The organism is Streptomyces sp. BK239 (assembly GCF_004217285.1).
In the GTDB taxonomy this organism is placed as follows: domain Bacteria; phylum Actinomycetota; class Actinomycetes; order Streptomycetales; family Streptomycetaceae; genus Streptomyces.
On the sequence record NZ_SHKS01000004.1, the window covers coordinates 296,400 to 321,175 of the forward strand.

Annotated in this window: 23 protein-coding genes; 10 read left to right on the forward strand and 13 right to left on the reverse strand. The window is 73.5% G+C overall.

Translation table 11 applies throughout. The annotated features are described in order from the left end of the window. Positions 1-176 precede the first annotated feature (176 nt). The 6 genes from EV567_RS14770 to EV567_RS14800 all read left to right on the forward strand — a co-directional run bounded on the left by EV567_RS14770 (position 177) and on the right by EV567_RS14800 (position 6,715). The gene (locus EV567_RS14770) at positions 177-893 is read left to right on the forward strand and encodes a hypothetical protein (RefSeq protein ID WP_130440070.1); all 717 of its coding nucleotides are present in this window, start codon (positions 177-179) and stop codon (positions 891-893) included. Positions 894-896: 3 nt separating this feature from the next. Then, positions 897-1,313 (forward strand): phage holin family protein, encoded by a 417-nt coding sequence (locus EV567_RS14775; RefSeq protein ID WP_130440072.1) that lies wholly within the window; start codon positions 897-899, stop codon positions 1,311-1,313. Continuing rightward, on the forward strand, positions 1,289-1,984 hold the full coding sequence (locus EV567_RS14780) for a DUF3618 domain-containing protein (protein WP_130440074.1): 696 nt from the start codon (positions 1,289-1,291) through the stop codon (positions 1,982-1,984). The genes EV567_RS14775 and EV567_RS14780 overlap by 25 nt, the downstream gene beginning before the upstream one ends. A gap of 152 nt (positions 1,985-2,136) precedes the next feature. Then, positions 2,137-4,269, forward strand: a complete 2,133-nt coding sequence (locus tag EV567_RS14785) for a SpoIIE family protein phosphatase (RefSeq protein ID WP_130440077.1) — start codon at positions 2,137-2,139, stop codon at positions 4,267-4,269. 64 nt (positions 4,270-4,333) lie between these two features. Further along, positions 4,334-4,936 (forward strand): TetR/AcrR family transcriptional regulator, encoded by a 603-nt coding sequence (locus EV567_RS14790; protein WP_130440079.1) that lies wholly within the window; start codon positions 4,334-4,336, stop codon positions 4,934-4,936. Between the two features lie 726 nt (positions 4,937-5,662). After that, complete coding sequence (locus EV567_RS14800) at positions 5,663-6,715, forward strand: aldo/keto reductase (RefSeq protein WP_130440081.1); 1,053 nt, start codon at positions 5,663-5,665, stop codon at positions 6,713-6,715. A 32-nt stretch (positions 6,716-6,747) separates the two neighbouring features. Here the strand turns inward: EV567_RS14800 and EV567_RS14805 are convergent, their stop codons facing one another. After that, positions 6,748-7,140: a metalloregulator ArsR/SmtB family transcription factor gene (locus tag EV567_RS14805; RefSeq protein ID WP_130440083.1), complete on the reverse strand. Its 393-nt coding sequence runs from the start codon at positions 7,138-7,140 to the stop codon at positions 6,748-6,750. Between the two features lie 95 nt (positions 7,141-7,235). Between EV567_RS14805 and EV567_RS14810 the strand changes: the two genes are divergently transcribed. The 4 genes from EV567_RS14810 (at position 7,236) to EV567_RS14825 (ending at position 13,186) form a co-directional block, all read left to right on the forward strand. Further along, complete coding sequence (locus EV567_RS14810) at positions 7,236-9,230, forward strand: heavy metal translocating P-type ATPase (protein ID WP_130440085.1); 1,995 nt, start codon at positions 7,236-7,238, stop codon at positions 9,228-9,230. A 216-nt stretch (positions 9,231-9,446) separates the two neighbouring features. After that, positions 9,447-10,682, forward strand: coding sequence for a phosphatidylserine/phosphatidylglycerophosphate/cardiolipin synthase family protein (locus EV567_RS14815; RefSeq protein ID WP_130440087.1), 1,236 nt, complete (start codon positions 9,447-9,449; stop codon positions 10,680-10,682). Between the two features lie 67 nt (positions 10,683-10,749). Next, positions 10,750-12,411 (forward strand): NAD-dependent malic enzyme, encoded by a 1,662-nt coding sequence (locus tag EV567_RS14820; RefSeq protein ID WP_130440089.1) that lies wholly within the window; start codon positions 10,750-10,752, stop codon positions 12,409-12,411. An 85-nt stretch (positions 12,412-12,496) separates the two neighbouring features. Then, a complete protein-coding gene (locus EV567_RS14825) occupies positions 12,497-13,186 on the forward strand; it encodes a GAF and ANTAR domain-containing protein (protein ID WP_242620813.1) in 690 nt (229 codons plus the stop codon). A 124-nt stretch (positions 13,187-13,310) separates the two neighbouring features. On the opposite strand, the gene EV567_RS14830 is transcribed toward EV567_RS14825, so the two are convergent. The 12 genes from EV567_RS14830 to EV567_RS14885 all read right to left on the reverse strand — a co-directional run bounded on the left by EV567_RS14830 (position 13,311) and on the right by EV567_RS14885 (position 24,753). Next, a complete protein-coding gene (locus tag EV567_RS14830) occupies positions 13,311-14,021 on the reverse strand; it encodes a FadR/GntR family transcriptional regulator (RefSeq protein ID WP_130440091.1) in 711 nt (236 codons plus the stop codon). 154 nt (positions 14,022-14,175) lie between these two features. After that, complete coding sequence (locus tag EV567_RS14835; protein ID WP_130440093.1) at positions 14,176-14,907, reverse strand: FadR/GntR family transcriptional regulator; 732 nt, start codon at positions 14,905-14,907, stop codon at positions 14,176-14,178. After that, positions 14,898-15,899 (reverse strand): aldo/keto reductase, encoded by a 1,002-nt coding sequence (locus EV567_RS14840; protein ID WP_130440095.1) that lies wholly within the window; start codon positions 15,897-15,899, stop codon positions 14,898-14,900. The genes EV567_RS14835 and EV567_RS14840 overlap by 10 nt, the downstream gene beginning before the upstream one ends. A 59-nt stretch (positions 15,900-15,958) precedes the next feature. Then, positions 15,959-16,996: a sugar kinase gene (locus tag EV567_RS14845; protein WP_130440097.1), complete on the reverse strand. Its 1,038-nt coding sequence runs from the start codon at positions 16,994-16,996 to the stop codon at positions 15,959-15,961. After that, complete coding sequence (locus EV567_RS14850; protein WP_242620814.1) at positions 16,993-17,610, reverse strand: bifunctional 4-hydroxy-2-oxoglutarate aldolase/2-dehydro-3-deoxy-phosphogluconate aldolase; 618 nt, start codon at positions 17,608-17,610, stop codon at positions 16,993-16,995. The genes EV567_RS14845 and EV567_RS14850 overlap by 4 nt, the downstream gene beginning before the upstream one ends. 11 nt (positions 17,611-17,621) lie before the next feature. Beyond that, positions 17,622-18,383 carry a 2-dehydro-3-deoxy-D-gluconate 5-dehydrogenase KduD gene (gene kduD, locus EV567_RS14855; RefSeq protein ID WP_130440101.1) on the reverse strand — a complete coding sequence of 254 codons (762 nt, stop codon included), beginning with the start codon at positions 18,381-18,383 and terminating at the stop codon, positions 17,622-17,624. Next, positions 18,380-19,423 carry a zinc-binding dehydrogenase gene (locus EV567_RS14860; protein ID WP_130440103.1) on the reverse strand — a complete coding sequence of 348 codons (1,044 nt, stop codon included), beginning with the start codon at positions 19,421-19,423 and terminating at the stop codon, positions 18,380-18,382. Before EV567_RS14860 ends, kduD begins: the two co-directional genes overlap by 4 nt. Further along, a complete protein-coding gene (locus EV567_RS14865; protein WP_130440105.1) occupies positions 19,420-19,857 on the reverse strand; it encodes an RbsD/FucU domain-containing protein in 438 nt (145 codons plus the stop codon). Before EV567_RS14865 ends, EV567_RS14860 begins: the two co-directional genes overlap by 4 nt. Beyond that, positions 19,848-20,732 (reverse strand): amidohydrolase, encoded by an 885-nt coding sequence (locus EV567_RS14870; RefSeq protein WP_130440107.1) that lies wholly within the window; start codon positions 20,730-20,732, stop codon positions 19,848-19,850. The genes EV567_RS14865 and EV567_RS14870 overlap by 10 nt, the downstream gene beginning before the upstream one ends. Further along, complete coding sequence (locus tag EV567_RS14875) at positions 20,725-22,059, reverse strand: L-fuconate dehydratase (RefSeq protein WP_130440109.1); 1,335 nt, start codon at positions 22,057-22,059, stop codon at positions 20,725-20,727. Before EV567_RS14875 ends, EV567_RS14870 begins: the two co-directional genes overlap by 8 nt. An 83-nt stretch (positions 22,060-22,142) precedes the next feature. Next, positions 22,143-23,186: an ABC transporter permease gene (locus tag EV567_RS14880; protein ID WP_130440652.1), complete on the reverse strand. Its 1,044-nt coding sequence runs from the start codon at positions 23,184-23,186 to the stop codon at positions 22,143-22,145. A 4-nt stretch (positions 23,187-23,190) separates the two neighbouring features. Beyond that, entirely contained in the window at positions 23,191-24,753 is a 1,563-nt protein-coding gene (locus tag EV567_RS14885) for a sugar ABC transporter ATP-binding protein (RefSeq protein ID WP_130440111.1), read from the reverse strand. Positions 24,754-24,776: the final 23 nt, after the last annotated feature.

Here is a 24,776-nt window from a genome sequence, read left to right on the forward strand (position 1 = left end):
CCGCGCTCGCATCCCCGGCAAACCAAGGCCGTGCGGTCGAGTGGTGGGACGTACCGGGGCGCGGGTCCGCCAGGAACTCCCGAGTTTCGATTGCCATATGGGTGTGAACCATGACAAAACAGTCACTCGTTTGCGGAGCGGATATATCACTGACGCGGTGCTGGGAGGCGTGGCTGATGAGTGACACAGTGCAGGGCGACACGACGAGAATGCGGCAGACGGGTGAGACGGCCAGGGCGGAGGCCTCGGCCACGGCCGGCCAGGCCAAGCAGGCCGCCGGTCAGGTCGCGGGCACGGCGGTGGACCAGGCCAAGTCCGTGGCGGGTGAGGCGCGGCAGCAGGTCGGCGCCGCCGCGGGCGACCTGCGCAGCCGCGCGATGGACGAGGTCCAGGGACAGACCCGGCGGGCCGCAGGCACGCTGCACCACTGGGCGGACGACCTCGCCGGACTGGCGGAGAACGCCCCGGGCGACTCGCCCGCCCGCAGTCTCGCGACACATGCGGCGGACGGCGGACACCGGGCCGCCGACTACCTGGAGAAGCAGGGGGTCCAAGGCGTCCTCTCCGACGTGCAGGGCTTCGCCCGCCGACGTCCGGGGGCGTTCCTGGGCGGCGCCCTGCTGGCGGGGATGGCCGTCGGCCGCCTGATGAAGGTGGCGGCCAAGGCCGACATGTCCTCGGGCACCGACACCTCGGCCGGGACGGGACGGCGCGAACTTGCCGCGGACACACAGCAGTTGACGTTGAGCGACCCGACCACGGCCGTCCCGGCGGCTTCCGCCACGGACGTCGCACAGACCGCCACACCGGCGGCGCCCGCCGTCCCGGAGTACCCGCCGTCCGTCGGCGCGCCCTCCGGCGACGTGCCGGGCCGGCCCGTTCCGGGGGTGTGAACCATGACCTCTCTCCCGTCCCACCCGGCGCCGACGCGCGCCGGGGACGACTCGGTGGGCGAGCTGCTGTCCGTCGTCACGTCGGATGTGCAGACCCTGTTCCGTCAGGAGGTCGAACTCGCGAAGGCCGAGGTCAGGCATGAGGCGACCAAGGCGGGCAAGGCCGCCGGCATGTACGGCGGCGCCGGCTTCGGCGGATACATGGTGCTCCTGTTCCTGTCGCTGGCCGCCGTGCTCGGACTGGCCAACGTGATGGACGGAGGCTGGGCCGCTCTGATCGTCGCCGCCGTGTGGGCGGTGATCGCAGCCGTGCTCTACCAGCGGGGCCGCACCCGTATGCGCGCCATGGCGCCCAAGCCGGAGCGGACAGTCGAGACGATGAAGGAGAATGCGCAATGGGCACGTCACCCGACCAGATGAGGGCAGAGATAAGCGCCACCCGGGAGCGGCTGTCCGCCGACGTGGACCGGCTCGCGGACCGGGCCAGCCCCCGGCGCGTGGTGCGTCGTCGCACGCGCAGGATGCGCGGCGCCGTCTCCGGTGTGCGCGAGAGGGTCATGGGAACGGCCGCCCACACCACTCACGAAGTCAAGAGCGGTGCCCAGTCGGCGGCCGGCTCGCTGCAGGAGGGCACCCAGCAGGCGGCCGGCACGGCGCGCGACGCGGCAGGCCAGGTGGGCGAAGCGGCAGGCCAGGCGGGTGAAGCGGTGAGGCAGGCGCCCGACCAGGCGATGCGCCGCACGCAGGGCAATCCGCTGGCCGCCGGGCTGATCGCCTTCGGCGCCGGCATGCTGGCGTCCTCGCTGCTCCCGGCCTCCCAGGTGGAGCAGGAGAAGGCCGCCGACCTGATGGAACGCGGCGGCGAGGCACTGGAGCCGCTGAAGGAGGCCGCCGACACCGCGCAGAACCTGCGCGAGGGTGCGAAGGACGTCGCGCAGGGCGCGATGGAGGAAGTGAGAGGCACCGCCCGGGAAGCCGCCCGCACCACCCAGGACGAGGCCCGCGACCAGGCAGCCGAGCTCACGGATCAGGCACGCCGATCGGGTGGGCAGGTCGCCGACGAGGCACGGGGGCAGTCGGGAACGGGCTGAACCCGCGGAGCCGACGGCACCGGGCGCGCGCACCACGCGCCGCTCGTCGGGGGCTGTGGCGGCGCGGGGTGCCGACAGCCGTGCACAGGCGTAGCGTCCACAGGTGGGTGAGGCCGGGAGGCGCGTGGGGAGAACGCCACGGCGAACGCCTCATGTGCTGGAGGTGCCGAGTGAGCGGCCCGGATGGCTTCGACGCCGCCCCCGCCGACGGGCTCGACGCCGCGTTGGCGGAGACGGTCCGCAGGACGGGCGCGTCCATCGGCGCCCTGTACCTGCTGGCGCCGGACGAGCAGGTGCTCTGCCTCGACGTGCTGTGCGGGGCGCCCGCCGACTTCGCCGCGCCGTGGACCAGGGTGTCGACGGCGTCGCCCGCGCCGGTGGCCGACGCCGTCCGCGAGGGCCGCTTGGTGTGGATGGCCGACCAGGGGGAGCTGGCCCACTCCTACCCCCGCACTGCGATGGCGCTGCCGTACCCCCTGTCGATGGCCGCCGCACCGGTCACCGGCGTCCGCACCTGGGGGTCGCTGCTCCTCATGTGGCCGGCCACCCGCCCGCCCCGGATGACCCGGCGGGAGGAGAACCACGTCCTGGCGAGCTGCCGCCGGCTGGCGCGACTGCTGGAGGAAGCCCTCGACCACGGCAAACCGCCGGCCTGTGCCGGGCCCCCGCGCGCCCTGCCCGCCGGGGCGGGCCTGCGGTCGGGCTCCGAGGCGGCCGCCGCCGACTTCGTGGAACGCCTGCCCGGCGGCAGCTGCGCCCTGGACCTGCAAGGGCACTTCACCTATCTCAGCGAGAGCGCCTGCGCACTGCTCGGCCGTGACGCCGGCCGGCTGCTGGGCACACTGCCCTGGCAGAGCCTGCCCTGGCTCGACGACCCGACCTACGAGGACCGCTACCGCGCCGCAGTGATCAGCCGCGCACCCGTCGCCTTCACCGCGTGCCGCCCGCCCGACCACTGGCTGGACTTCCACCTCTTCCCGGACGCCAGCGGCATCAGCGTCCGCATCGTCCCGGGCGGCGACCCCCCGCCGCCCTCGCCCGCCCCCCACCAGCCGGCGCCGGCGGCGGCGCCGGCCCGGGCCGGCCGGCTCTACCAGCTCACCCACCTGGCCGCCGCGCTGACCGAGGTCGTCGGCGTCCAGGACGTCGTCGACCTGGTCGCCGAGCAGATCATGCCCGCCTTCGGCGCCCAGGGCCTGGTCCTGTCGAGCGCCGAGGCGGGCCGGCTGCGGATCACCGGGTACCGGGGCTATCCCCCCGAGGCCATCGAACGACTCCAGGGCCTGCCGCTGGGCACCTCGTTCACCCCCGCCGGCCGCGCCCTGAGCAGTGGAATCCCCGCGTTCTTCGCGAACCCCGAGGAGATGCGGCGCATCTACCCCGAGGCGCAGGAGGTCAGCGGCAAGAAGGCATGGGCCTTCCTCCCCCTGATCATCTCCAGCCGGCCCGTCGGAATCTGCATCCTGTCCTACGACGAACCCCGCGAGTTCCCGGCCGAGGACCGCGCCGTCATGACCTCGCTCGCCGGGCTCGTCGCCCAGGCCCTGGACCGGGCCCGCCTCTACGACGTCAAGCACGAGCTCGCCCACGGTCTCCAGCAGGCCCTGCTCCCGCACGACCTCCCCGCCGTCCCCGGACTTGATGTCGCCGCCCGCTACCTGCCCGCCACCCACGGCATGGACATCGGCGGGGACTTCTACGACCTGATCCGGCTCGGCGACACCGCCGTGGCCGCCGTCATCGGCGACGTCCAGGGCCACGACGTCGCCGCGGCGGCGTTGATGGGGCAGGTGCGCACGGCCGTCCACGCGCACTCGGTCGCCGGCGCCCCGGACACGGTCCTGTCCGGCACCAACCGCCTCCTCACCGACCTCGCCGCCGACCTGTTCACCAGCTGCCTCTACGCCCATCTCGACTTCGCCGCGGGCCGCGCCACGCTGGCCAGCGCCGGCCATCCGCCGCCGCTGGTGCGCCCGGCCGACGGCGACGCCCGGGTTCTGGACGTCCCGCCCGGCCCGCTGCTGGGCATCGACCCCGACGCCGTCTTCCCCGTCACCGAGATGCCGCTCACCGCCGGGCTGTTGCTCGTCCTCTACACCGACGGGCTCGTCGAACGGCCCTGCGTCGACCTGGACGACGCCATCGCCGACCTCGCCCGCCACCTCGCACAGGCCCGCGAACAGGACCTCGACCCGCTCGTCGACACACTGCTCGGGCAGGCCGGCGTCGGCGCCCAACGCCTCGACGACGTCGCGCTCCTCGCGCTGCGGCGGGCCGGCCGATGACGGTCGTCACAGTGGGGGCCAAGGTAGACTATGACGTCCGTTATATCCAGAGGGGAGGGGAGCCTTGGCCAAACCCAGTGCGCCTTCGCGCGAGCGCATCGTGGCAGGCGCCGCCGATCTGATCAGCAGGCGCGGCCTGAACGCCACGAGCATCCGTGATCTGGCCAAACACGCCGGAGCGCCGCTCGGCTCGACCTACCACTACTTCCCGCAGGGCAAGGGGCAACTGGCCACCGAGGCCGTGCGGTACGCGGGCGAGGCGGTCACCGGCGTGCTGCGGCGGGAACTGGACTCGGGCCCGGTCGCGGGACTGCGGGCGTTCCTGGCCCTGTGGCGCGGCATCGTCGTCGACAGCGGCTTCCGCGCGGGCTGTCCGGTGCTGGCCGTCTCCGTCGAGGAACCGCAGGCCGACGAGGCCCCGCCGGCCCTCCTCGCCGCAGCCGAGGCGTTCGAGGACTGGGAGCGGCTGCTCGCCGACTCGCTGCGCGGACAGGGGGTGGACGCCGACCGGGCCGAGGGCCTCGCGGCCCTCGTGGTGGCGTCCGTCGAGGGCGCGACCGCGATGTGCCGCGCCAAGCGCGGCGCGCACCCTCTGGACCAGGTCGCACAGCAGCTCGAATCGCTGATCGAGGCGGCGCTCGCTCAGGCGGCACGAGACGGCGTGTGACGACGTGAGGCGGCGTCAGCCGTCCGGCGGCGCGGGCAGGTCGAGGATCATGTCGAGCGCACGCGTCCCGTCGGCCCCGGTGAACGTGCCCACGGTCCGAAAGCCCTGTTTCTCGTAGAAGCGGACGGCGCGCGTTGTCGGCGAGGACGCCGCCCCACAGGACGATCCGCGTCCTGCCGAACCGCCGGGCGACGTCCGCGACGAGCGGGAAGACCAGGGTGCCCACGCCCCTGTCCTGGTGGTCGTCGGCCAGGGTCGGGCCGAAACGGCAGTCCGCCGCCGTCAGGGCGATGCCCGCCTCGCGGTAGCGGGCGATGTCCGACGGGTGCAGATCGAGGGCCAGTTCCAGCAGGCCGACGATCCTGCCGGACCCCGCCTCCTCCAGCACCAGCCTCAGCTTGTCGTAGCGGGCTATGGCGTCGCACAACTCCCGGGCGAACGCGAGGTCGTACCCGGCGAACGTACTGAACCGCCTTGACTCGGGGGACAGTTCCCGCAGGAACTCCGTGAGCCCTTCCGCGTCGGCGTGCGTGAGCGGCCGGAAGACGAGCTCGGTGCCGTCGCCCAGACCCACCCGCCGGGTGAGGAGCGCTGGCTCCGCGGCGATCTCCGCCAGCGTGAGCATCCCGCCTCCTTCGCTCCGCTCTCAACGCGCTTGCGTTGGAGTGCGCTCCAACTTCTACAGTGACGCTCCCAGTTGGCCCCTACCCGACACGGAGAAGCGGCATGCGCTATCGAGTCCTCGGCACCACCGGCATCGAGGTCAGCACCCATTGCCTCGGCACCATGATGTTCGGAGCCGTCGGCAACCCCGACCACGAGGACAGCGCGCGCATCGTCCACGCCGCCCTCGACGCCGGCGTCAACTTCGTGGACACCGCCGACATGTACTCGGCCGGGGAGTGCGAGGAGATCGTCGGCAAGGCGCTCAAGGGCCGACGCGACGACGTCGTGCTCGCCACGAAGGTGCACTTCCCGATGGGGGAGGGCCGCAACCGCGGCGGGAACTCCCGCCGTTGGATCCTCAAGGCCGTCGAGGACAGTCTGCGCCGGCTGGACACGGACTGGATCGACCTCTACCAGGTGCACCGTCCCGACCACACCACCGACATCGAGGAGACCCTGTCGGTCCTCAGTGATCTGGTGCGGGCGGGCAAGATCCGGGCGTTCGGCTGCTCCACGTTCCCCGCCGAGGACCTCGTCGAGGCGCACCACGTGGCGGAGCGGCGGGGACTGATGCGACTGCGCACCGAGCAGCCGCCGTACTCGATCCTCGCGCGCGGCGTCGAGCGGTCGGTGCTGCCCACCGCGCACCGCCTGGGCATGGGCGTGCTGACGTGGGCGCCGCTCGCCTCGGGATTCCTGTCCGGCGCCTACCGCGAGGGCCGCCCCGTCGACCTCACCGCCGGCCGCGCCAAGCTCACCCCGCACCGCTTCGACCCCGCCGTCCCCGGCAACGCCGAGAAGCTCGCGGCCGCGGAGCGACTCGCCCTGCTGGCGGAGGACTTGGGCCGCACCCTGCCGGAGCTGGCCGTGGCCTTCCCGCTGGTGCACCCGGCCGTCACCTCGGTGATCATCGGCCCGCGCACCATGGACCAGCTGACCTCGCTGCTGAAGGGGGCCGATCTGCTGCTCGACGACGAGACGCTCGACCGGATCGACGAGATCGTGGCACCCGGCACGGATCTGTACCGCGCCGACGGCGTCTGGCAGCCCCGCCCGCTCACCGAGCCCGCGCTGCGCAGGCGCCCGGCGGGAGAGCGGGCGGCTGCGGACTGAGCCCGGCCGGGGAGGGGCCGGCCCCGAAGGCGTCAGTCCAGGGGGCCGGGGGCGTCCGCGGAGCCCGGGGCCGGCATGTCGCGGATCCCCATGCGCAGGTGCTCCACGTGGTACAGCGCCTGGTCGAGCAGTTCGGCGACGTGCCGGTCGTAGAGGGCGTAGATGATGGACCGTCCCCGGCGTTCCCCCGTCACCAGGCCGAGGTTGCGCAGCAGGCGCAGCTGGTGGGAGCAGGCGGACGGCTCCATGTCGACGGCGGCGGCCAGGTCCCCGACCGAGCAGGGGCCCTCCTGGAGCCGGGCGAGGATGTGCAGCCGTGACGGGGTCGCCAGGGCCTGGAGGGTGGCGGCGACGTCCGCGGCGCCGACGGCGTCGAGACGCTCACGGGTGGTCGCGGTGCTGGTGGTGACGCTTCCATGGCCCATGGGAGACAGCATACCGACGACATATGAAGACCTGTTCATATGTTCCTGTATGGTGTGGGAGTCCCTGCCGCCGTGCCCCCGAGGGGTCGATCGTCATGCCTTCCGCCCTGGACCAGCGCCCCGCCCCGGGCCTGACCGGCCCGCGCCCGAGCCCCGCGCCGCCCGGGCGGCGCACCCGCCTGCTGGCGCTGCCCGAGGCCCGGTGGGCGCTGGCCGCGCTCGCCCTGTTCCTCCCCGCCCTCGCGCTGCACCTGCTCGGCGCGCCCGCGTGGACGTGGGGGCCGCTGTTCGCCGCCGTCTACGTCACCGGCGGCTGGGAGCCGGCCCTGGAGGGGCTGAGGGCCGCGCGGGAGAGGACCCTGGACGTCGATCTGCTGATGGTCGTCGCGGCGCTGGGCGCGGCGGCCGTCGGCCAGGTGCTGGACGGTGCGCTGCTGATCGTCATCTTCGCCGCGTCCGGCGCTCTCGAAGCCGTCGCCACCGCCCGCACGGCCGACTCCGTGCGTGGACTGCTCGACCTCGCGCCCGACACCGCGACCCGGCTCACGCCGGACGGCGAGGAGACCGTCCCGGCCGACCGCCTCACCCCCGGCGACGTCATCCTCGTCCGGCCCGGCGAGCGGATCGGCGCCGACGGCCGCGTCGTGGCGGGGGCCGGCGAGGTCGACCAGGCCACCATCACCGGCGAGCCCCTGCCCGCCCCCAAGGAACCCGGCGACGACGTCTTCGCGGGGACCGTCAACGGCACCGGCGCCCTGCGCGTCCGTGTCGAACGCGACCCGTCCGACTCCGTCATCGCCCGCATCGTGAGGATGGTCGAGGAGGCCGCCGAGACCAAGGCGCCCACCCAGCTGTTCATCGAGAAGGTCGAACAGCGCTACAGCGTCGGCATGGTCGCCGCCACCGTCCTGATCTTCGCCGTTCCGCTGTTGTTCGGCGCCGAGCTGCGGGACGCGCTCCTGCGGGCCATGACCTTCATGATCGTCGCCTCGCCCTGCGCCATCGTCCTCGCGACGATGCCGCCGCTCCTGTCGGCCATGGCCAACGCCGGCCGGCACGGGGTCCTCGTCAAGTCCGCCGTCGTCATGGAACGCCTCGGGCAGGTCGACGCGGTCGCCCTGGACAAGACCGGCACCCTCACCCAGGGCACTCCCCGCGTCACCGACGTACGCCCCCTGCCCGACGGGGGCGCGGACCGGGACGAGCTGCTCCGGCTCGCCGCGGCGGCCGAGCACGCCAGCGAGCACCCGCTGGCCCGCGCCGTGACCGAGGCCGCGCGCGGCCGCCGGCTGACCCCGCCCGAGGCGACCGGGTTCCGCTCCGTGCCCGGCGCCGGCGTCACCGCCGTCGTCGACGGCCGCACCGTGAGCGTCGGCAGCCCCGCCCGGCTCCTGCCCGACGGGCACCCCGCGCGCGCCGCGGCGGGGCGACTGGAGGAACAGGGCCGTACGGCCGTCCTGGTCACCGTCGACGGCACGCCCGCAGGCCTCCTCGGCGTGGCCGACCGGCTGCGGGCCGACGCCGGCCGGGCCACCCGCGGCCTCACCGCCCTGACCGGCCGCCCGCCCGTCCTGCTCACCGGCGACAACCCGCGCGCGGCCCGTCGCCTCGCCGAGGAGGTCGGCATCACCGACGTGCGCGCCGGGCTGCTGCCCGAGGACAAGGTCGCCGCCGTGCGCGAGCTGGAGGGCGGGGGACGCCGGGTCCTGGCGGTGGGTGACGGCGTCAACGACGCGCCCGCCCTGGCCGCCGCGCACACCGGCGTCGCGATGGGCCGCACCGGCTCCGACCTCGCGCTGGACGCGGCCGACGCCGTCGTCGTCCGCGACGAACTCGCCGCCGTCCCGGCCGTGATCGCGCTCTCCCGGCGCGCACGCCGCCTGGTCGCGCAGAACCTGGTGATCGCCGGCACGTTCATCGCCGCCCTGGTCCTGTGGGACCTGATCGGCACCCTCCCCCTGCCGCTCGGCGTCGCCGGGCACGAGGGCTCCACCGTCCTCGTCGGCCTCAACGGCCTGCGCCTGCTGACCGAGGGCGCCTGGCGGAGGGCACGCGGAGCAAGCGAGGCGGCCCCACCGGCTGACGGGTGAGGGACCTCGCCGGTCAGCCGGTGGAGCCCGCTCCAGGCGACCGCTGAGCGGCCGCGCGTCGCCGACCCCGCCCCCCGGTACCGCCAGGTGATCCGTCTCGCACCCCGGCCTCCCGACACCCCTGCCGCCCCGGCGCTACAGTCCCCGTGCACCCGCGCCGGGCCTCGCCGGCGGCCGCGGTTGTTTGGTGTCGGGCCGGCGGAGCAAGGGGCAGGAATGACCAGCACACAGGAGAACGCGCCCGTAGTGACCACCAGCGAGGCCGGGGAGTCCGGGGCCCCCGGGCGGTCCGACTTCGCCGAGCGGGCCGCCCGGATACGGCGGCGGCTCGAACGGCTCATCGGCATCGCGGCCACCGAGGGGAACGCCCTGGTCGTCCTGCGCAACGGGGACGAGATCTTCCCCGCGATGCTGGAGAGCATCCGGTCCGCCGAGCACACCGTCGACATGATGACGTTCGTGTACTGGAAGGGCGACATAGCCCGCCAGTTCGCCCGCGCGCTGTCCGAGAGGGCCCGCGCGGGCGTCAGGGTGCGGCTGCTCCTCGACGGCTTCGGCAGCCGCCTGATCGAGAAGGACCTGCTGGAGGAGATGGGCCGCTCCGGTGTACAGGTCGCCTGGTTCCGCAGACCGCTCTACCTGTCCCCGCTGAAACAGAACCACCGCTGCCACCGCAAGGTCCTCGTCGTCGACGAACAGGTCGCCTTCACCGGCGGGGTGGGCATCGCCGAGGAGTGGTGCGGCGACGCCCGCAACCCGGGCGAGTGGCGCGACACGCACGTACGGCTCGCCGGTCCCGCGGTCGACGGCGTCGCCGCCGCGTTCGCGCAGAACTGGGCCGAGTGCCACGACGAGCTGTTCGACGACCGCGACCGCTTCACCGGGCACCGCCCGCAGGGCGACGCCGTCGTCCAGGTGGTGCGCGGCTCCGCGAGCTTCGGCTGGCAGGACATGCAGACCCTGATGCGCGTGATGATCGAGTCCGCCGAGCAGCGGTTCCGGCTGGCCACCGCTTACTTCTCCCCGGACGCGTACTTCGTCGAGCTGCTGTGCGCCGCCGCCCGCCGCGGCGTGGAGGTGGAGATCCTGCTGCCCGGCCCGCACACCGACAAGCGCGTCTGCCAGCTCGCCGGCCAGCACTTCTACGAGGACCTCCTCGCCTGCGGAGTGAAGATCCACCAGTACCAGCCGACCATGCTGCACGCCAAGATCGTCACCGTGGACCGCACGGCCGCCCTCGTCGGCTCCACCAACTTCAACCGGCGCTCCCTCGACCACGACGAAGAGGTCATGCTCGCCGTGCTCGACGAACGCTTCACCGCCGCCCTCGACGCCCACTTCGACGAGGACACCGCGGTCAGCACGCCGATCGTGCCCGGCCGCTGGAAGAAGCGCCCGCTGCGGCAGCGCGCCTACGAAACCGTCGTACAGCCCGTACGCCGCTTCCTGTGACGGCCGCGCTCCCATGTCTTACCGAGTTTTGGGGTGCGGACCACGACATCCCGGGCAGCCGACCGGCATGACAGCCAGCAACACCACCCGCGGCACGGCACTGCTCTCCGACCCCCTGCGCAACCGGGGAACAGCCTTCAGCCGGCGCGACCGCGCCGAACTGGGCCTCGACGGGCTCCTCCCGCCCGCCGTCGAAACCCTCGACGAGCAGGCCGACCGTGCCTACGAAGCGTTCCTCGGCTACGACAAGCCGCTCAACCGGCACATCTACCTGCGCCAGTTGCAGGACACCAACGAGGTGCTGTTCCACCGGCTGGTCACCCGGCACCTGGAGGAGATGCTGCCGGTCGTCTACACCCCCACGGTCGGCGAGGCCTGCCGCCGCTTCAGCGAGATCTACCGCAGGCCGCGCGGACTGTTCCTGTCGTACGACGACCGGCACCGCTTCCGGGAGATCCTGCGCAACCGGCCCCACGCCGACGTCGACGTCATCGTCGTCACCGACGGCCAGCGCATCCTCGGCCTCGGCGACCAGGGCGTCGGCGGCATGGGCATCCCGATCGGCAAGCTCAGCCTCTACACCGCCATCGGCGGCATCCACCCGGCGCGCACCCTGCCCGTCCTGCTGGACGTCGGCACCGACAACGAGGAACTGCTGGCCGACCCGCACTACCTCGGCACCCGCCGCCGCCGGGTGACGGGCGACGAGTACGACGAGCTGGTGGAGCTGTTCGTCTCGGCCGTCGAGGCGGAACTGCCCGGCACCCTCCTCCAGTGGGAGGACTTCGCCACCGCGCACGCGCGCCCGATCCTCACCCGCTACCAGGACCGGCTGCTGACCTTCAACGACGACATCCAGGGAACGGCGGCCGTGGCGCTCGGCGCGCTCACCACGGCGACCGAGATCGCCGGCGGCAGCCTGTCCGACCAGCGCTTCGTCGTGCTCGGCGCCGGATCCGCGGCCGTCGGCGTCGCCGACATGATCCGCACCGCCCTCGAAGAGGAAGGCATGTCGGCGGACGACGCCGTCTCCCGCTTCTGGTTCGTGGACGTCGACGGACTGCTGCTCGCGTCGCGGTCCGGCCTCACCGAGGAGCAGCGCACCTACGCCCGCGACGACGACGAGGTGGGCGACTGGGACGGCGACGGCGCGCCCGGCCTCGCCGAGGTCGTGCGCCGCGTGCGGCCCACCGTGCTGATCGGGCTGTCCACCGCGCACGGGGCGTTCACCGAGGAGATCGTGCGGGACATGGCCGCCGGCTGCGAACGCCCGGTCGTCTTCCCGCTGTCCAACCCCACCTCGCACGCCGAGGCCGACCCCGCCGACCTGGCCCGCTGGACGGACGGGAAGGTACTGGTCGCGACCGGGTCACCGTTCCCGCCGCTGCGGATCGACGGCCGCGACGTGCCGGTCGCGCAGGCCAACAACGTGTACGTCTTCCCCGCGATCGGCCTCGCCGTCACCGCCGCCCGCGCCACCCGGGTGACGGACCGGATGATGGTCGCAGCGGCCCGGGCCGTGGGCCGCTGCGCCGCCCGCTCCGCACCGGATGACGGCGCCCCGGCGCCCCTGCTGCCGCCGCTGGGCCGGATGCGGGACGCCGCCCGCGAGATCGCCCTCGCCGCGGCCCTCGCGGCCGTCGAGGACGGCGTCGCCCCGAAGGCCGGCGAGGACGAGCTGCGCGCCGCGATCGAGGCCGCCCAGTGGACCCCCGACTACGACGACTGAGAACCCGCCGTGAGGCGCGAGGCGAGAAGCCGGGTATGAGGTTCTCCGTCGGGTGGCCGCACGAGGAGAGCAACGGAGGACACCGGTGGACTGGGCCCGGTTCGCGCAGAACATGGCGTCGATGGCGCGGGACCTCCTGGCGCAGGAGTCGGTCGACGCGACCCTGGAGCGGATCACCGCGTCCGCCACCGAACTGGTGGACGGGTGCGACGCGGCCGGCATCCTCCTGCTGAGCGGCTCGGAGGTGGAGACCCTCGCCGCCACCGACCAGCTCGTCGTCGACAGCGACCGGCTGCAGGTGCGGCTGGGCGAGGGTCCCTGCTTCGACGCCGCCCGCACCGCGACCGGCGAGCGCGTCTTCCGTATCGCCGACTTCACCGCCGAGCAGCCCCGCTGGCCCGCCTACGCCCCGCGTGCCCGCGCCCTCGGCGTGGGCAGCATGATGGGCTTCCTGCTGTTCACCGAGGAGGAGGACCTCGGCGCGCTCAACCTCTACTCCCGCCGCCCCGGCGCGTTCACCGAGGCCAGCGAGCTGTCCGGCTGGCTGCTCGCCTCCCACGCGGCGGTCGCCTTCTCCAGCGCCCGCACCCACGCCCAACTGGAACAGGCCATCGCCACCCGCCACCTCATCGGCGAGGCCATGGGCATCCTGATGGGCCGTCACCAGGTCAGCGAGGAACAGGCCTTCGACGTTCTGCGCCGCTACTCCCAGGAGAACAACGTCAAACTCCGCGAGGTGGCCCGCCTCGTCTGCGAGAAGGGCGCCATCCCGTGACCGGGCGAGGCGTTCACGCCCGCTCTCGGGCGCGGACCGGGCCGGGCGGGTGTTCCTCGAGGTGCACGGCGTTCAGGAGGGCCGGTCACGTCGAGGCGGGTTCGCCGACGACATGCGTCGACTGTCAGCGCGGCTCCTGCTCGAAGCCGGCGGAGCGCAGGTGCTCGCGCAGCCAGCGCTCGGTGTTGCCGACGTGGAGCAGGGCGGCGGCCTGACTCAGGTTGGCGTCACGCGCGCTGAGCGCGTCGAAGATCGCCTCGTGTTCCGCGAGGGTCCGCCCGGCCGCCTGGTCGTCGACCAGCCCGCGCCAGATGCGGGCGCGCAGGGTGCGGCCCGAGACGCCCTCCAGCAGCGTGAGCAGCGTTTCGTTGCCGGTGGCCGCGACGACGGCGCGATGGAAGGCCGCGTCATGGGCGTTGAGCCGCTCCACGTCGTCCCGCGCCTCCCGCATGGCGTCCAAGTGGCGCTCGACCTCGCCCAGTTGAGCGTCCGAGATCCGGCTCGCGGCGAGCCCCGTGGCGAGCGGTTCGAGCAGCCGCCGCACCTCCATCAGGTCCAGCAACGCCCCGTTGTCGCCCTGGAGGAGTTCCACCGCGCCGCCGAGACTCTCCAGGAGCAGGCTCGGCTGGAGACTGGTGACGTACGTCCCGTCACCGCGCTTGACTTCGAGGACCCGGGCGACGGCCAGCGCCTTGACCGCCTCACGGGCCAGGTTGCGCGAGAGCCCCAGCTGCGCGGCCAGCTCGGGTTCCGGCGGCAGCTTCGCTCCCGGCGGCAGCGCGCCCGAGCGGATCAGCTCACGGATCTGCTCGATGGCCCTGTCGGTCAGGGACAACGGGAGCTCCTTTCCGCGAGTGCGCCGCGTGCACCGGCCCTGTTCGTCTCGTCGAGTCCCGGGCGGGAAGGCCTTGAAGTGTGACGTCGATGATAGCCGTGCGCCCGGCGCGGATCGGAGGCCGCCCTGCCGAGCGGCGTACGGCGGCCCGGTGTCACGAGGGCGACCCGGACGCGGCGGCCGTCTCGCGCCGCGCGCCGCCGGCCGCCAGGTGCTCCCGCAGCCACTGCTCGGTGTTGCTGACGTGCAGCAGCGCGGCGGCATGACTGAGGCCGGCGTCCCGCGCGGCCAGCGCCGCGTAGATCGCCTCATGCTCGGCGAGGGTGCGTCCCGCGGCGCGGGCGTCCACCAGGCCGCGCCAGGTCCTGGCCCGCAGGGTGCGCCCCGCGATGCCCTCCAGCAGCATGATCAGCGTCTCGTTGCCGGTGATGTCCGCGATGGCCCGGTGGAACGCCGCGTCGTGGACGGTCAGCCGCTCGATGTCGTCGCGCGCCGCCCGCATGGCGTCCAGGTGCCGTCCCACCTCGGCCAGCCCGTCGTCCGAGATCCGGGCGACGGCCAGCGCCGCGACGGCGGGCTCCAGCAGCCGCCGTACCTCCATGAGGTCCAGCACCGCGCCGGGGTCTCCCTGGAGGAGTTCGACCGCGCCGCCGAGGCCCTCCAGGAGCAGGCTCGGCTGGAGGCTGGTGACATAGGTGCCGTCGCCGCGTCTGACGTCCAGCACACGGGCCACGGAAAGGGCCTTCACCGCCTCCCGCGCGAGGTTGCGGGAGAGGCCGAGCTGAGCGGCCAGCTCCTGCTCCGGGGGCAGTTTGGAACCCGGGGGCAGCGCGCCGGTGGCGATGAGCTCGCGGATCCTCGTGATCGCCTTGTCGGTCAGGGACACGGGGTGCTCCTCCCGGCGGGCACGTCGGCCCTGATCAGTCCCCGGTCGCGCAGGTCGTCCCACAGCGCGTCGGGGACCGCGTCGCGGTGGAGCCGTGCGTTGCGGGCGACCTCGCCGGGATCGCGCATGCCGAGGGTGACGTCGACGACGGCGGGGTGCGTCCATGGGAAGGCGATGGCGGCCGCGGGAAGGGTGGTGCCGTGCGCCTCGCAGACCTCGGCGAGCGCGCGGGCCCGCGCGACGAGTCCGGACGGGGCGTCCCGGTAGTCGTACTTCATGCCCTCGGCGGGCCGGTCCTGGGAGAGCAGACCGGAGTTGAAGACGCCGGCCGCGACGACGCTCTTGCCGTGCTCCTGTGCGGCGGGGAGGACGTCGTCCAGGGCGGACTGGTCGAGCAGGGTGTAGCGGCCGGCCAGCATGACGACGTCGGCGGCCGTCTCCCGCAGGAAGCGGGCGAGCATGGCGGACTGGTTCATGCCCGCGCCGATCGCGCCGACGACGCCCTGGTCGCGGAGTTCGGCGAGGGCGGGCATCGCCTCGTCGGCGGCCTGCCGCCAGTGGTCGTCCGGATCGTGCAGGTAGACGACGTCGATCCGGTCCAGGCCGGTGCGTTCCAGCGTGTCGTCGAGTGAGCGCAGCACACCGTCGCGGCTGAAGTCCCACCGGCGGCACAGGTCGTCGCGGACGGCGAAACCCTCGCTGTCCACGCCCCGGGGCTGTTCGTTGGGGACGAGGAGCCGGCCCACCTTGGAGGAGACGGTGTACTCGCCGCGGGGCCGGCCGCGCAGGGCGGCGCCGAGACGCCGTTCGGACAGGCCGAGGCCGTAGTGCGGCGCGGTGTCGAAGTAGCGGATGCCGGCGTCCCAGGCCGCGTCGACGGCGGCGGCCGCCTCCTCGGCCGGCGTGACGCGGTACAGGTTGCCGATCACCGACCCGCCGAAGCCGAGTTCGGAGACGGTGACCGCCGTGCCGCGGATCTTCCGGTGGTGCAAGACGTTCTCCTCGGTCGTGCGGGTGAGGGTGAGGGTGCGGGTCCCGGGTGCAGGTCCGGTCAGCGTCGGACGTGGGCCGTGGCGCCCGCGGCCAGCGCCTCGACCTCGTCGAGGGTGGCCATGGAGACGTCCCCGGGCGTGGTCATGGTGAGTGCGCCGTGCGCGGTGCCGTAGGCGAGGGCGCGCTCCAGGCCGGCGCCGGTGAGCAGACCGTGGATGAGCCCGGCGGCGAACCCGTCTCCCGAGCCTATGCGGTCCAGGACCTGCAGGCCGGGCATGAGGGGGCCGGTCACCACGCCGGTCGCGGCGGACCAGGCGGCCGACGACCAGTCGTTGACCCCGGCGGAGGGGACCTCGCGCAGGGTCGTCGCCAGCACCCCGGCACCCGGCAGCAGACCGGCGACCTCGGTCAGCGCGTCGGGCACCTCGTCCCGAGTCGGACGGCCCGCGTCAGGCCCGGCGCCCGTGAGACCCAGGGCGCCCACGACGACGTCGGCGTGCCGGGCGAGCCGCAGGTCCGTCTCGCGGGCACGGTCGGCCCCGCCCCGGCCGGCCCACAGACTCGGGCGGTAGTTGGGGTCGTAGGAGACCGTCACCCCATGGCGGCGGGCGGCGGCCATCGCCTCTTCGGCGACGTCGGCGGTGGTGTCCGACAGGCCGGCGAACACGCCCCCGGTGTGGAACCAGCGCACCGGGCCGGAGAAGACGGCGTCCCAGTCGACGTCCCCCTCGCGCAGCCGGGACACGGCGGTGTTCGCCCGGTCGCTGACGCCGAGCGCGCCCCGGACGCCGTAGCCGCGCTCGACGAAGTTGAGTCCGTTGCGCACGGTGCGGCCGGCGCCGTCGTCGGGCGTCCAGCGGATCAGCGAGGTGTCGACACCGCCCTGGAGGACGAGGTCCTCGACGAGCCGGCCCACCGCGTTGTCGACGAGCGCGGTCACCACGGCGGTACGCCACCCGAAGCAACGGCGCAGTCCCCGTACGACGTTGTACTCCCCGCCGCCCTCCCAGACTTGGAAGGAGCGGGTGGTGCGGATGCGTCCCTCTCCGGGGTCGAAGCGCAGCATCACCTCGCCCAGGGCGATCACGTCGGTCACGGAGCGCTCCTCTCCACGGCCTCGGCGGTCAGCCGGCGGATCTCGGCGTACTCACCGCGCTCCAGGTGGCCGGCGGCCGCCATCCAGCTGCCGCCCACGGCCAGGACCGCCGGGTGGGCCAGGTAGGAGGCCAACCGGTCGGGGCCGATGCCGCCGGTGGGCACGAACCGAGCCTGTGGGAAGGGCGCCGCGAGGGCCCGGAGCGTCCGGGTGCCGCCGAGCGGTTCGGCGGGGAACAGCTTGACCGTGTCCAGGCCCGCCTTCAACGCACACATCAACTCGGTCGCCGTCGCCACGCCGGGCACGACCGGCACCCCCAACTCCCTTGCCTTGTCGACCACTTCGGCGTCGAAGCCGGGCGAGACGAGGAACCGCGCACCGGCCGCCACGGCTCGCTCGGCCTGGTCCGGTGTGAGCACGGTGCCGGCTCCGACGGTCAGAGCGCCGTGCGCCCCCATCGCCTTGAGGACCTGTTCGGCATCGGGCGTGCGGAGGGTGACCTCGGCACACCGGGCGCCGCCCTCCGCGAGCGCGTCGGCCAGCGGACCGGCGCTCGCGGCGGAGGCGACCGTCAGCACGGGCAGCAGCCGGGACCCCGCCAGTACGGCCGTCATGCCGGCGCCGCTCATCGGCCGAGCCATCCGCCGTCGACCGGGATGACGGCGCCGTGGACGTAGTCGGCCGCGCTGGAGGCGAGGAACACGGTGGCGCCGGCGAGGTCGTCGGCGTTGCCCCACCGGGCGGCCGGGATGCGGTCGAGGATGGCCTTGCTGCGGGCAGGGTCGTCCCGCAGCGCCCGGGTGTTGTCGGTGGCGATGTATCCGGGGGCGATGGCGTTGACGTTGACGCCGTGCGGCGCCCACTCGTTGGCGAGTGCCTTGGTGAGTCCGGCGACGCCGTGCTTGGCGGCGGTGTAGCCGGGGACGGTGATGCCGCCCTGGAAGCTGAGCAGCGATGCGGTGAAGACGATCTTGCCGTGTCCGCGGGCGACCATGCCCGCCCCGACCGCACGGGTGAGGGCGAACTGTGCGCTCAGATTGACCTGGAGCACCGACTCCCAGTCGGCGTCGCTGTGTTCGACGGCCGGTGCGCGGCGGATCGTGCCGGCGTTGTTGACGAGGATGTCCACCGGGCGGTCCCGCGCGGCGAGTTCGGCACCGAGGGCGCGGACGGCGTCGGGGTCGGCGAAGTCGGCGCGGATCGCCTCGAAGGCACGGCCGGCGGCGGTGACGTCCTTCTCCACCTCGCTGCCGGACTCCTCCAGCGAGGCGCTGACGCCGATGACGTCCGCGCCGGCCTCCGCGAGCGCGCGGGCCATGGCCCGGCCGATCCCGCGCCGGGCGCCGGTGACGACGGCGAGCCTGCCGGTGAGGTCGAAGGCGTTCATACGGCGGCTCCCTGCGGGACGGTGGCGCAGTCGAGCAGGATCTTCATCACGTCGCCGCCGCTCTCCAGCGCCTCGAACGCGGCGGACGCCTGGGTGAGGGGCACGACCTTGCTGATCAGGCGCTGGGCGGGGACGGTTCCGTCGGCCACCAGGGCGACCGCCTCCTCGAAGTCGTCCCGGTCGTACAACCGGGCCCCGACGAGGGTGAGTTCACGCCAGAAGAAGCGGTGCAGGTTCACCTCGCGGGGCCTGGGGTGGATGGCGACCAGGCACAACCGGCCGCGCGCGCCGAGGACTTCGACCGCGGTGTCCACGCCGCCCGCCGCGCCGGACACCTCGAAGGCGACGTCCGCGCCCGCGTCGCCGGTCCACCGGGCGACGAGTTCGGGGATGTCGTGGGAGGCCGGGTCCCAGGCGGTCAGGCCGAGGTCCCCGGCGAGCAGTCGCCGATGGGCGTTGAGTTCGACCACGCGGACGTCGGCGCCGGCGGCCCGCGCCACCAGCGCGATGAGGACGCCGACCGGGCCGCCGCCGACCACGACGACCCGCTCGCCGTCGCGCACCCCGGCCCGGCCCACGTCGTGCACCGCGACCGCCGTGGGCTCGACCAGGGCGCCTTGGTCCAGGGGCAGGGAGTCGGGCAGCCGCACCAGGGTGGATGCGGGGGCAACCCACCGCTGCTGCATGGCGCCGGGGGAGTCGATGCCGATGAAGTCCAGGTGCCGGCAGATGTGGCGATGACCCGCCCGGCAGGCGGGGCAGGAGCCGTCCCAGCGCAGCGGCATCACGGTGACCGCGTCACCGGGCCGCCATCCTTCGACGCCGGGTCCGACCCGGACGACCCGGCCGGACATCTCGTGCCCGAGGACGGCGGGCGCGGCGACCCGGGCGTCCATGTCGCCGTGGAAGATGTGCAGGTCGGTACCGCAGATGCCGACGTAGGCGGGAGCGAGCTCCACCTCGCCGGGACCGGGCGGCGCGCTGAGCGCGGGCGCGGTGTCCAGGGTGCGGGCGCGGGTGTAGCGGACGGCGAGTGTCATCGCGGGGTCAGGGTCCCTTCAGCGCGGACGCCGATGGTCAGCAGCAGGTTGGCGTAGGTCCGTGTGTCGGCCGTGACGATCGCCAGGGCCAGGTCGGGTGAGCGGGCCGCGTCGTAGAACGCGAAGCGGCCGAGAGCGTCGACGGCGACGGGCGCGAGCAGCGAGCGGTACTCGGCGACGGCGGGCGGTTCCGGCTCGCCCTCGGGCGGCACCATCACCTGCGCCGACTCCACGGGCAGGGCCCGCAGCAGCACCCCGAGGACGGTGGTGACGTCGAGGACGCCGGGGCAGAGGTTGAGGTGGACGGTCCGCGCCCGCTCCCCGACGGCGGTGCTCGCGGGGTAGTGCCCGTCGGCGAGCAGGACGCGGGCGCCGTGCCCCGCTCCCGCGAGCGCTTCGAGGATGCCGGGGTGCAGCAGTTCGGTCAGGAGCACGGTGCGTCCTTCAGACGGTAGAAATCGGTCGCGGCGCCGGCCAGGATCATCCCGGCCTCGTCGGCGGAGCAGTCGTGCAGCAGTTCCTCGACGGCGGCGGCCCAGCGGTCCCAGCCGCCGGCGAGGACGCACACGGGCCAGTCGGAGCCGAACATCAGCCGGCCGGGGCCGAAGGCGGCCAGCAGGGTGTCCCACACGGGCCGGATGTCGTCGAGGGTCCAGGTGCGGTGGTCGGCCTCGGTGATCAGCCCGGAGACCTTGCACCGCACCTGGGGGCAGTCGGCCAGTGCGCGCACCTGCCGCGTCCACTCGGTGAGCGAGGACCGGCCGACGGGCGGCTTGCCGGCGTGGTCCAGGACCAGCGGAAGGTCCGGGAAGCGTCGGGCGAGGCGGACGGCCTGCGGGAACTGGTGGCTGCGGATGAGCACGTCGTAGCCGAGCCCCCGCTCCCGTACGGCGCGCAGGCCCCGTTCGACGGCCGGCCGTTGCAGCCACTGCGGGTCCGACTCGCCCTGGACGAGGTGGCGCAGGGCCCGCAGCCGCCCGCCGCCGGGCCCGGCACGCAGTTCGTCGAGCACGTCGCCGACCGTGGGCGAGGTGAGGTCCGCCCAGCCGACGACCGCGCCGACCAGCGGGTCCCGTTCGGCGAGGGCCAGCAGTTCCCTCGTTTCGGCGACCGAGGTCACGCACTGGACCAGCACCGTCCGGGTCAGCCGCCGTCCCGCGAGGGGCCGGTCCGCGGCCCGCCGCAGGTCTCCCATGCCGTGGGTGCGGCGGATCGGTTCGAGGCCGGGCTCGTCCAGCCAGGGCTGGGGGCGCCGGTCCAGGTCCCACACATGGTGGTGGGCGTCGACCAGGGGCAGCGGCTCAGACACGGGCGGACCAGACCGGGCCGTCGGGGTAGAGGTACTCCTTCAGCGTCTCCGGGTGCATCTGCGCGCTCAGCCCGGGCCGCGTCGGCGCGAGGTAGCGGCCGTCGACGACGCGCACCGGGTCGACGAAGTGCTCGTGCAGATGGTCGACGTACTCGATGACCCGGTCCTCGGTGGTGCCGGTGACGGCGACGTAGTCGAACATCGACAGGTGCTGCACCATCTCGCACAGGCCGACCCCGCCGGCATGCGGGCAGACCGGCACGCCGAACTTCGCCGCGAGCAGCAGGATCGCGATGTTCTCGTTGACGCCGCCCACCCGGGCCGAGTCGATCTGCACCACGTCCACGGCGCGCGCCTGCAACAGCTGCTTGAAGACGACCCGGTTGGCGACGTGCTCACCGGTGGCGACCTTGATCGGCGCCAGCGCCTCGCGGACGGCCGCGTGGCCGAGGATGTCGTCGGGGGAGGTGGGCTCCTCGATCCAGTACGGGTCGTACGGGGCGAGCTCCCGCATCCAGGCGACTGCGGGGCCCACGTCCCATCTCTGGTTGGCGTCGACGGCGATGCGGACGTCCGGCCCCACCGCCTCACGCGCCACCCGCATACGACGTGTGTCGTCCGCCAGCGACGCCCCGACCTTCAGCTTGATCTGGGTGAAGCCGTCGGCGACGGCCTCGCGGGCGAGACGGGCCAGCTTCTCGTCGGAGTAGCCGAGCCAGCCCGGGGTGGTCGTGTACGCGGGATAGCCCTCGTCGATCAGCAGGCCGGTACGCCGTTCGCGGCCCGGTTCGGCGCGGTGCAAAATCTCCAGCGCGTCCTCGGGGGTGAGGGCGTCGCTCAGCCACCGGAAGTCGACCTGGGCGACGAGCTCCTCGGGCGTCATCTCGGCGAGGAAGCGCCAGACCGGCTTTCCGGCCCGCTTGGCGGCGAGGTCCCAGGCCGCGTTGACGACCGCGCCCGTCGCCATGTGGATGGCGCCCTTCTCCGGCCCCAGCCACCGCAGTTGGGGATCGTGGACGAGACCGCGCGCGAACGCGCCGAGGTCCGCGCAGACCTGCTCGACGGACAGGCCCACCACATGCGGGGCGAGGGTGGCGATGGCGGCGGCCTGCGCGTCGTTGCCCCGGCCGGTGGTGAAGGCCAGCGCATGGCCCTCAAGACCGTCGCCGGCGTCGGTGCGCAGGACGACGTAGGCGGCCGAGTAGTCCGGTTCGGGGTTCATCGCGTCCGAGCCGTCGAGATGCTCGGACGTCGGGAAGCGCACGTCCAGCACGTCCAGGGCGGTGATGCGGGCAGACGCCGGGGGAGGGGACACAGCGGAGGACATGGCGGCAACTCCTGTGAGGGGCGAGGGGCGTGCGGCCCCTCGCGACGGGACATGGGAAGACGGCTCGGGCGCGGACCGCCCGGTCAGTCCTGGACCTTGCCGCCGGTGATGCGGGAGATCATCAGGGCGAACAGGATGATCAGGCCGTTGAGGGCGCCGATCCATTGGGCGGGAACGCCGGCCAGGGTGAGCACGTTCTGGATCATGAACAGCAGCAGGATGCCGCTGAACGCCCCGAACATGGTGCCCTTGCCGCCGTTGAGGCTGATCCCGCCGATGACGGCGGCGGCGAAGACGGTGAAGATGTAGCCGTTGCCCTGCGCCGAGGCGACCGACGCGAGCCGTCCGGAGAGCATCAGGCCGGCGAGGGCGGCGAGCACGCTGCCGGTGACGATGACGATCCACAGCACCCGGTCGGTGCGGATGCCGGCCGCCTTCGCCGCGTCGACGTTGCCGCCGATGGCGTACAGGGACCGGCCGAAACTCGTCCAGCCGAGCACCACGATCGCCACGGCGAACAGCGCCAGGCAGATCCAGATCGACGCCGGCATCCCGAACCACTGCGCGGTGCCCAGGTACAGCATCGACTCGGGCAGCTGGAAGAACGTCTGGCCGCCGGACACACCGGTGAGGACGCCGCGCAGCACGATCAGCATGCCGAGGGTGACGATGAAGCCGTTGAGGCCGAAACGGATGATCAGCAGCGCGTTGAGCACGCCGACGAGCGCGCCCACGGCGAGCGTCACGGGGACGGCCCACGCTCCGGATAGCAGGCCCAGCCCGTGTCCTGCGCCGACCGGGACCACCAGCCAGGCCGCCACTCCGGGCGCGAGGCCCATGGTGGACTCCAGCGACAGGTCCATCTTCCTGACGATCAGGATCATCGTCTGGGCGAGGACCAGCAGCGCCATCTCCGACATGGTCTGAAGGACGTTGACGAGGTTGTCCGTCTGAAGGAAGACCGGGTTGACGATCTGGCCGACGATCGCGATGACCACGATCGCGGGAACCAGCGCCAGGTCGCGCAGCCGGGCCAGCGGCACCCGGCCGCCCAGCAGCGCGGTCCGCTTGAGCCGCGGCTTCGCCGCCGGGGGCGCGGGCGGGTGCGCGAGGACCGTTTCAGGCACTGCCTCAGGCATGCAGGTCCACTCCTTCCATCGCGGCCACGAGGTCGTGGTCGTGCCAGCCGCGGGCCATCTCGGTCGTCACCCGGCCCTGGAACATCACCAGGACCCGGTCGCACATACGCAGGTCGTCGAGTTCGTCGGAGGCGATGAGCACCCCGGTCCCGGTGTCCGCGATCTCCTCGACCTTGCCGAGGAGGAACTCCTTGGAGCGCACGTCCACGCCCGCGGTGGGACTGATCAGGACCAGCAGACGGGGGTCGTCGGCGAGAGCCCGGGCCATCACGACCTTCTGCTGGTTGCCCCCGGACAGGGCGGAGACGGGAAGATCGGGACCGGGCGTCTTGATCGCCAGCTTCTCGATCATGACCTCGGCGAGCCGGTCCCGGCGGCCGCGGTCCAGCAGCCCGCCCCGGCCCAGCCGCTTCGGCACGGACAGCGTGGCGTTGTCCGCGATCGACATGTCGGGGACGAAGCCCTGGTGGTGCCGGTCCTGCGGGACGAATCCCGCCCCGGCCGCGAGCGCGGCGGGCACACTGCCCGGCCGGGGCCGCGTCCCCGCGATCTCCACCTCGCCCGCCGCCGCCGAACGCAGCCCCACGACGGTCTCGGCGACCTCGGTGCGTCCGCTGCCGGCCGCCCCCGCCAGCCCGACGATCTCACCGGCGCCGACCCGGAAGCCGACGTCGCCGTAGGACTCGCCGGTCAGCCCGCGCACGCTCAGCGCGGTTCCGACGGCGGGCACATGACTGCTCGCCCGGTCCTCGCGCCGGCCGGCGGCCGCCTCGCCGGTCATCGCGGCGACCAGGTCCGTGCGGGGCAGCTGCGCGACCGGCGCGGTCACGATGTGCCGGGCGTCGCGGAACACCGTCACCATGTCGCAGATCTCGTAGACCTCCTGGAGGTGATGGCTGATGAACAGGAAGGTGACGCCCTGGCGTTGCAGATCGCGGATGCGGTCGAAGAGGCGGTTGATGGCCGCCGCGTCGAGCTGCGCCGTCGGCTCGTCGAGGATGATGAACCGCGCCCCGAAGGACAACGCCCGGGCGATCTCCACGAACTGCCGCTGCTCCACGTCCAGATCGCCGGCGAGCGTCTGCGGGTCGACGTCCACCGACCATGCGGCCAGCAGGTCCCGGGCGCGGCCGCGTACGCCCCGCCAGCTGATCAGGCGGCCGCGGCCGTGGTCGTGCCGGTTCAGGAAGAGGTTCTCGGCGACGGTCAGCGTGGGGATGACGGTGGACTTCTGGTAGACGCACGCCACCCGTCGCCGCCAGCCGTCGCGGTCGGCGAGCCGCGGCGCCGGGACGCCGCCGAAGGAGACCGTGCCCTCGTCGGGGGCCTGGAGGCCGGTGAGCACGGACACCAGGGTCGACTTGCCGGCCCCGTTGCGGCCGACGAGTGCGTGGGTCTCGCCGAGCCTGATGGTGATCCGGGCGCCGTTCAGGGCCACCGTCGGACCGAATCGTTTGACTATGCCCGCCGCCTCGACGACAGGCGGGTCCGCAGGGGCCCGTCCGCCGTCCGCCGGGGCGGACGCGGGGGTGACTTCCCGCTCCCCGTCGCTCATCTCAACCGCCTTGTCCTCCATAG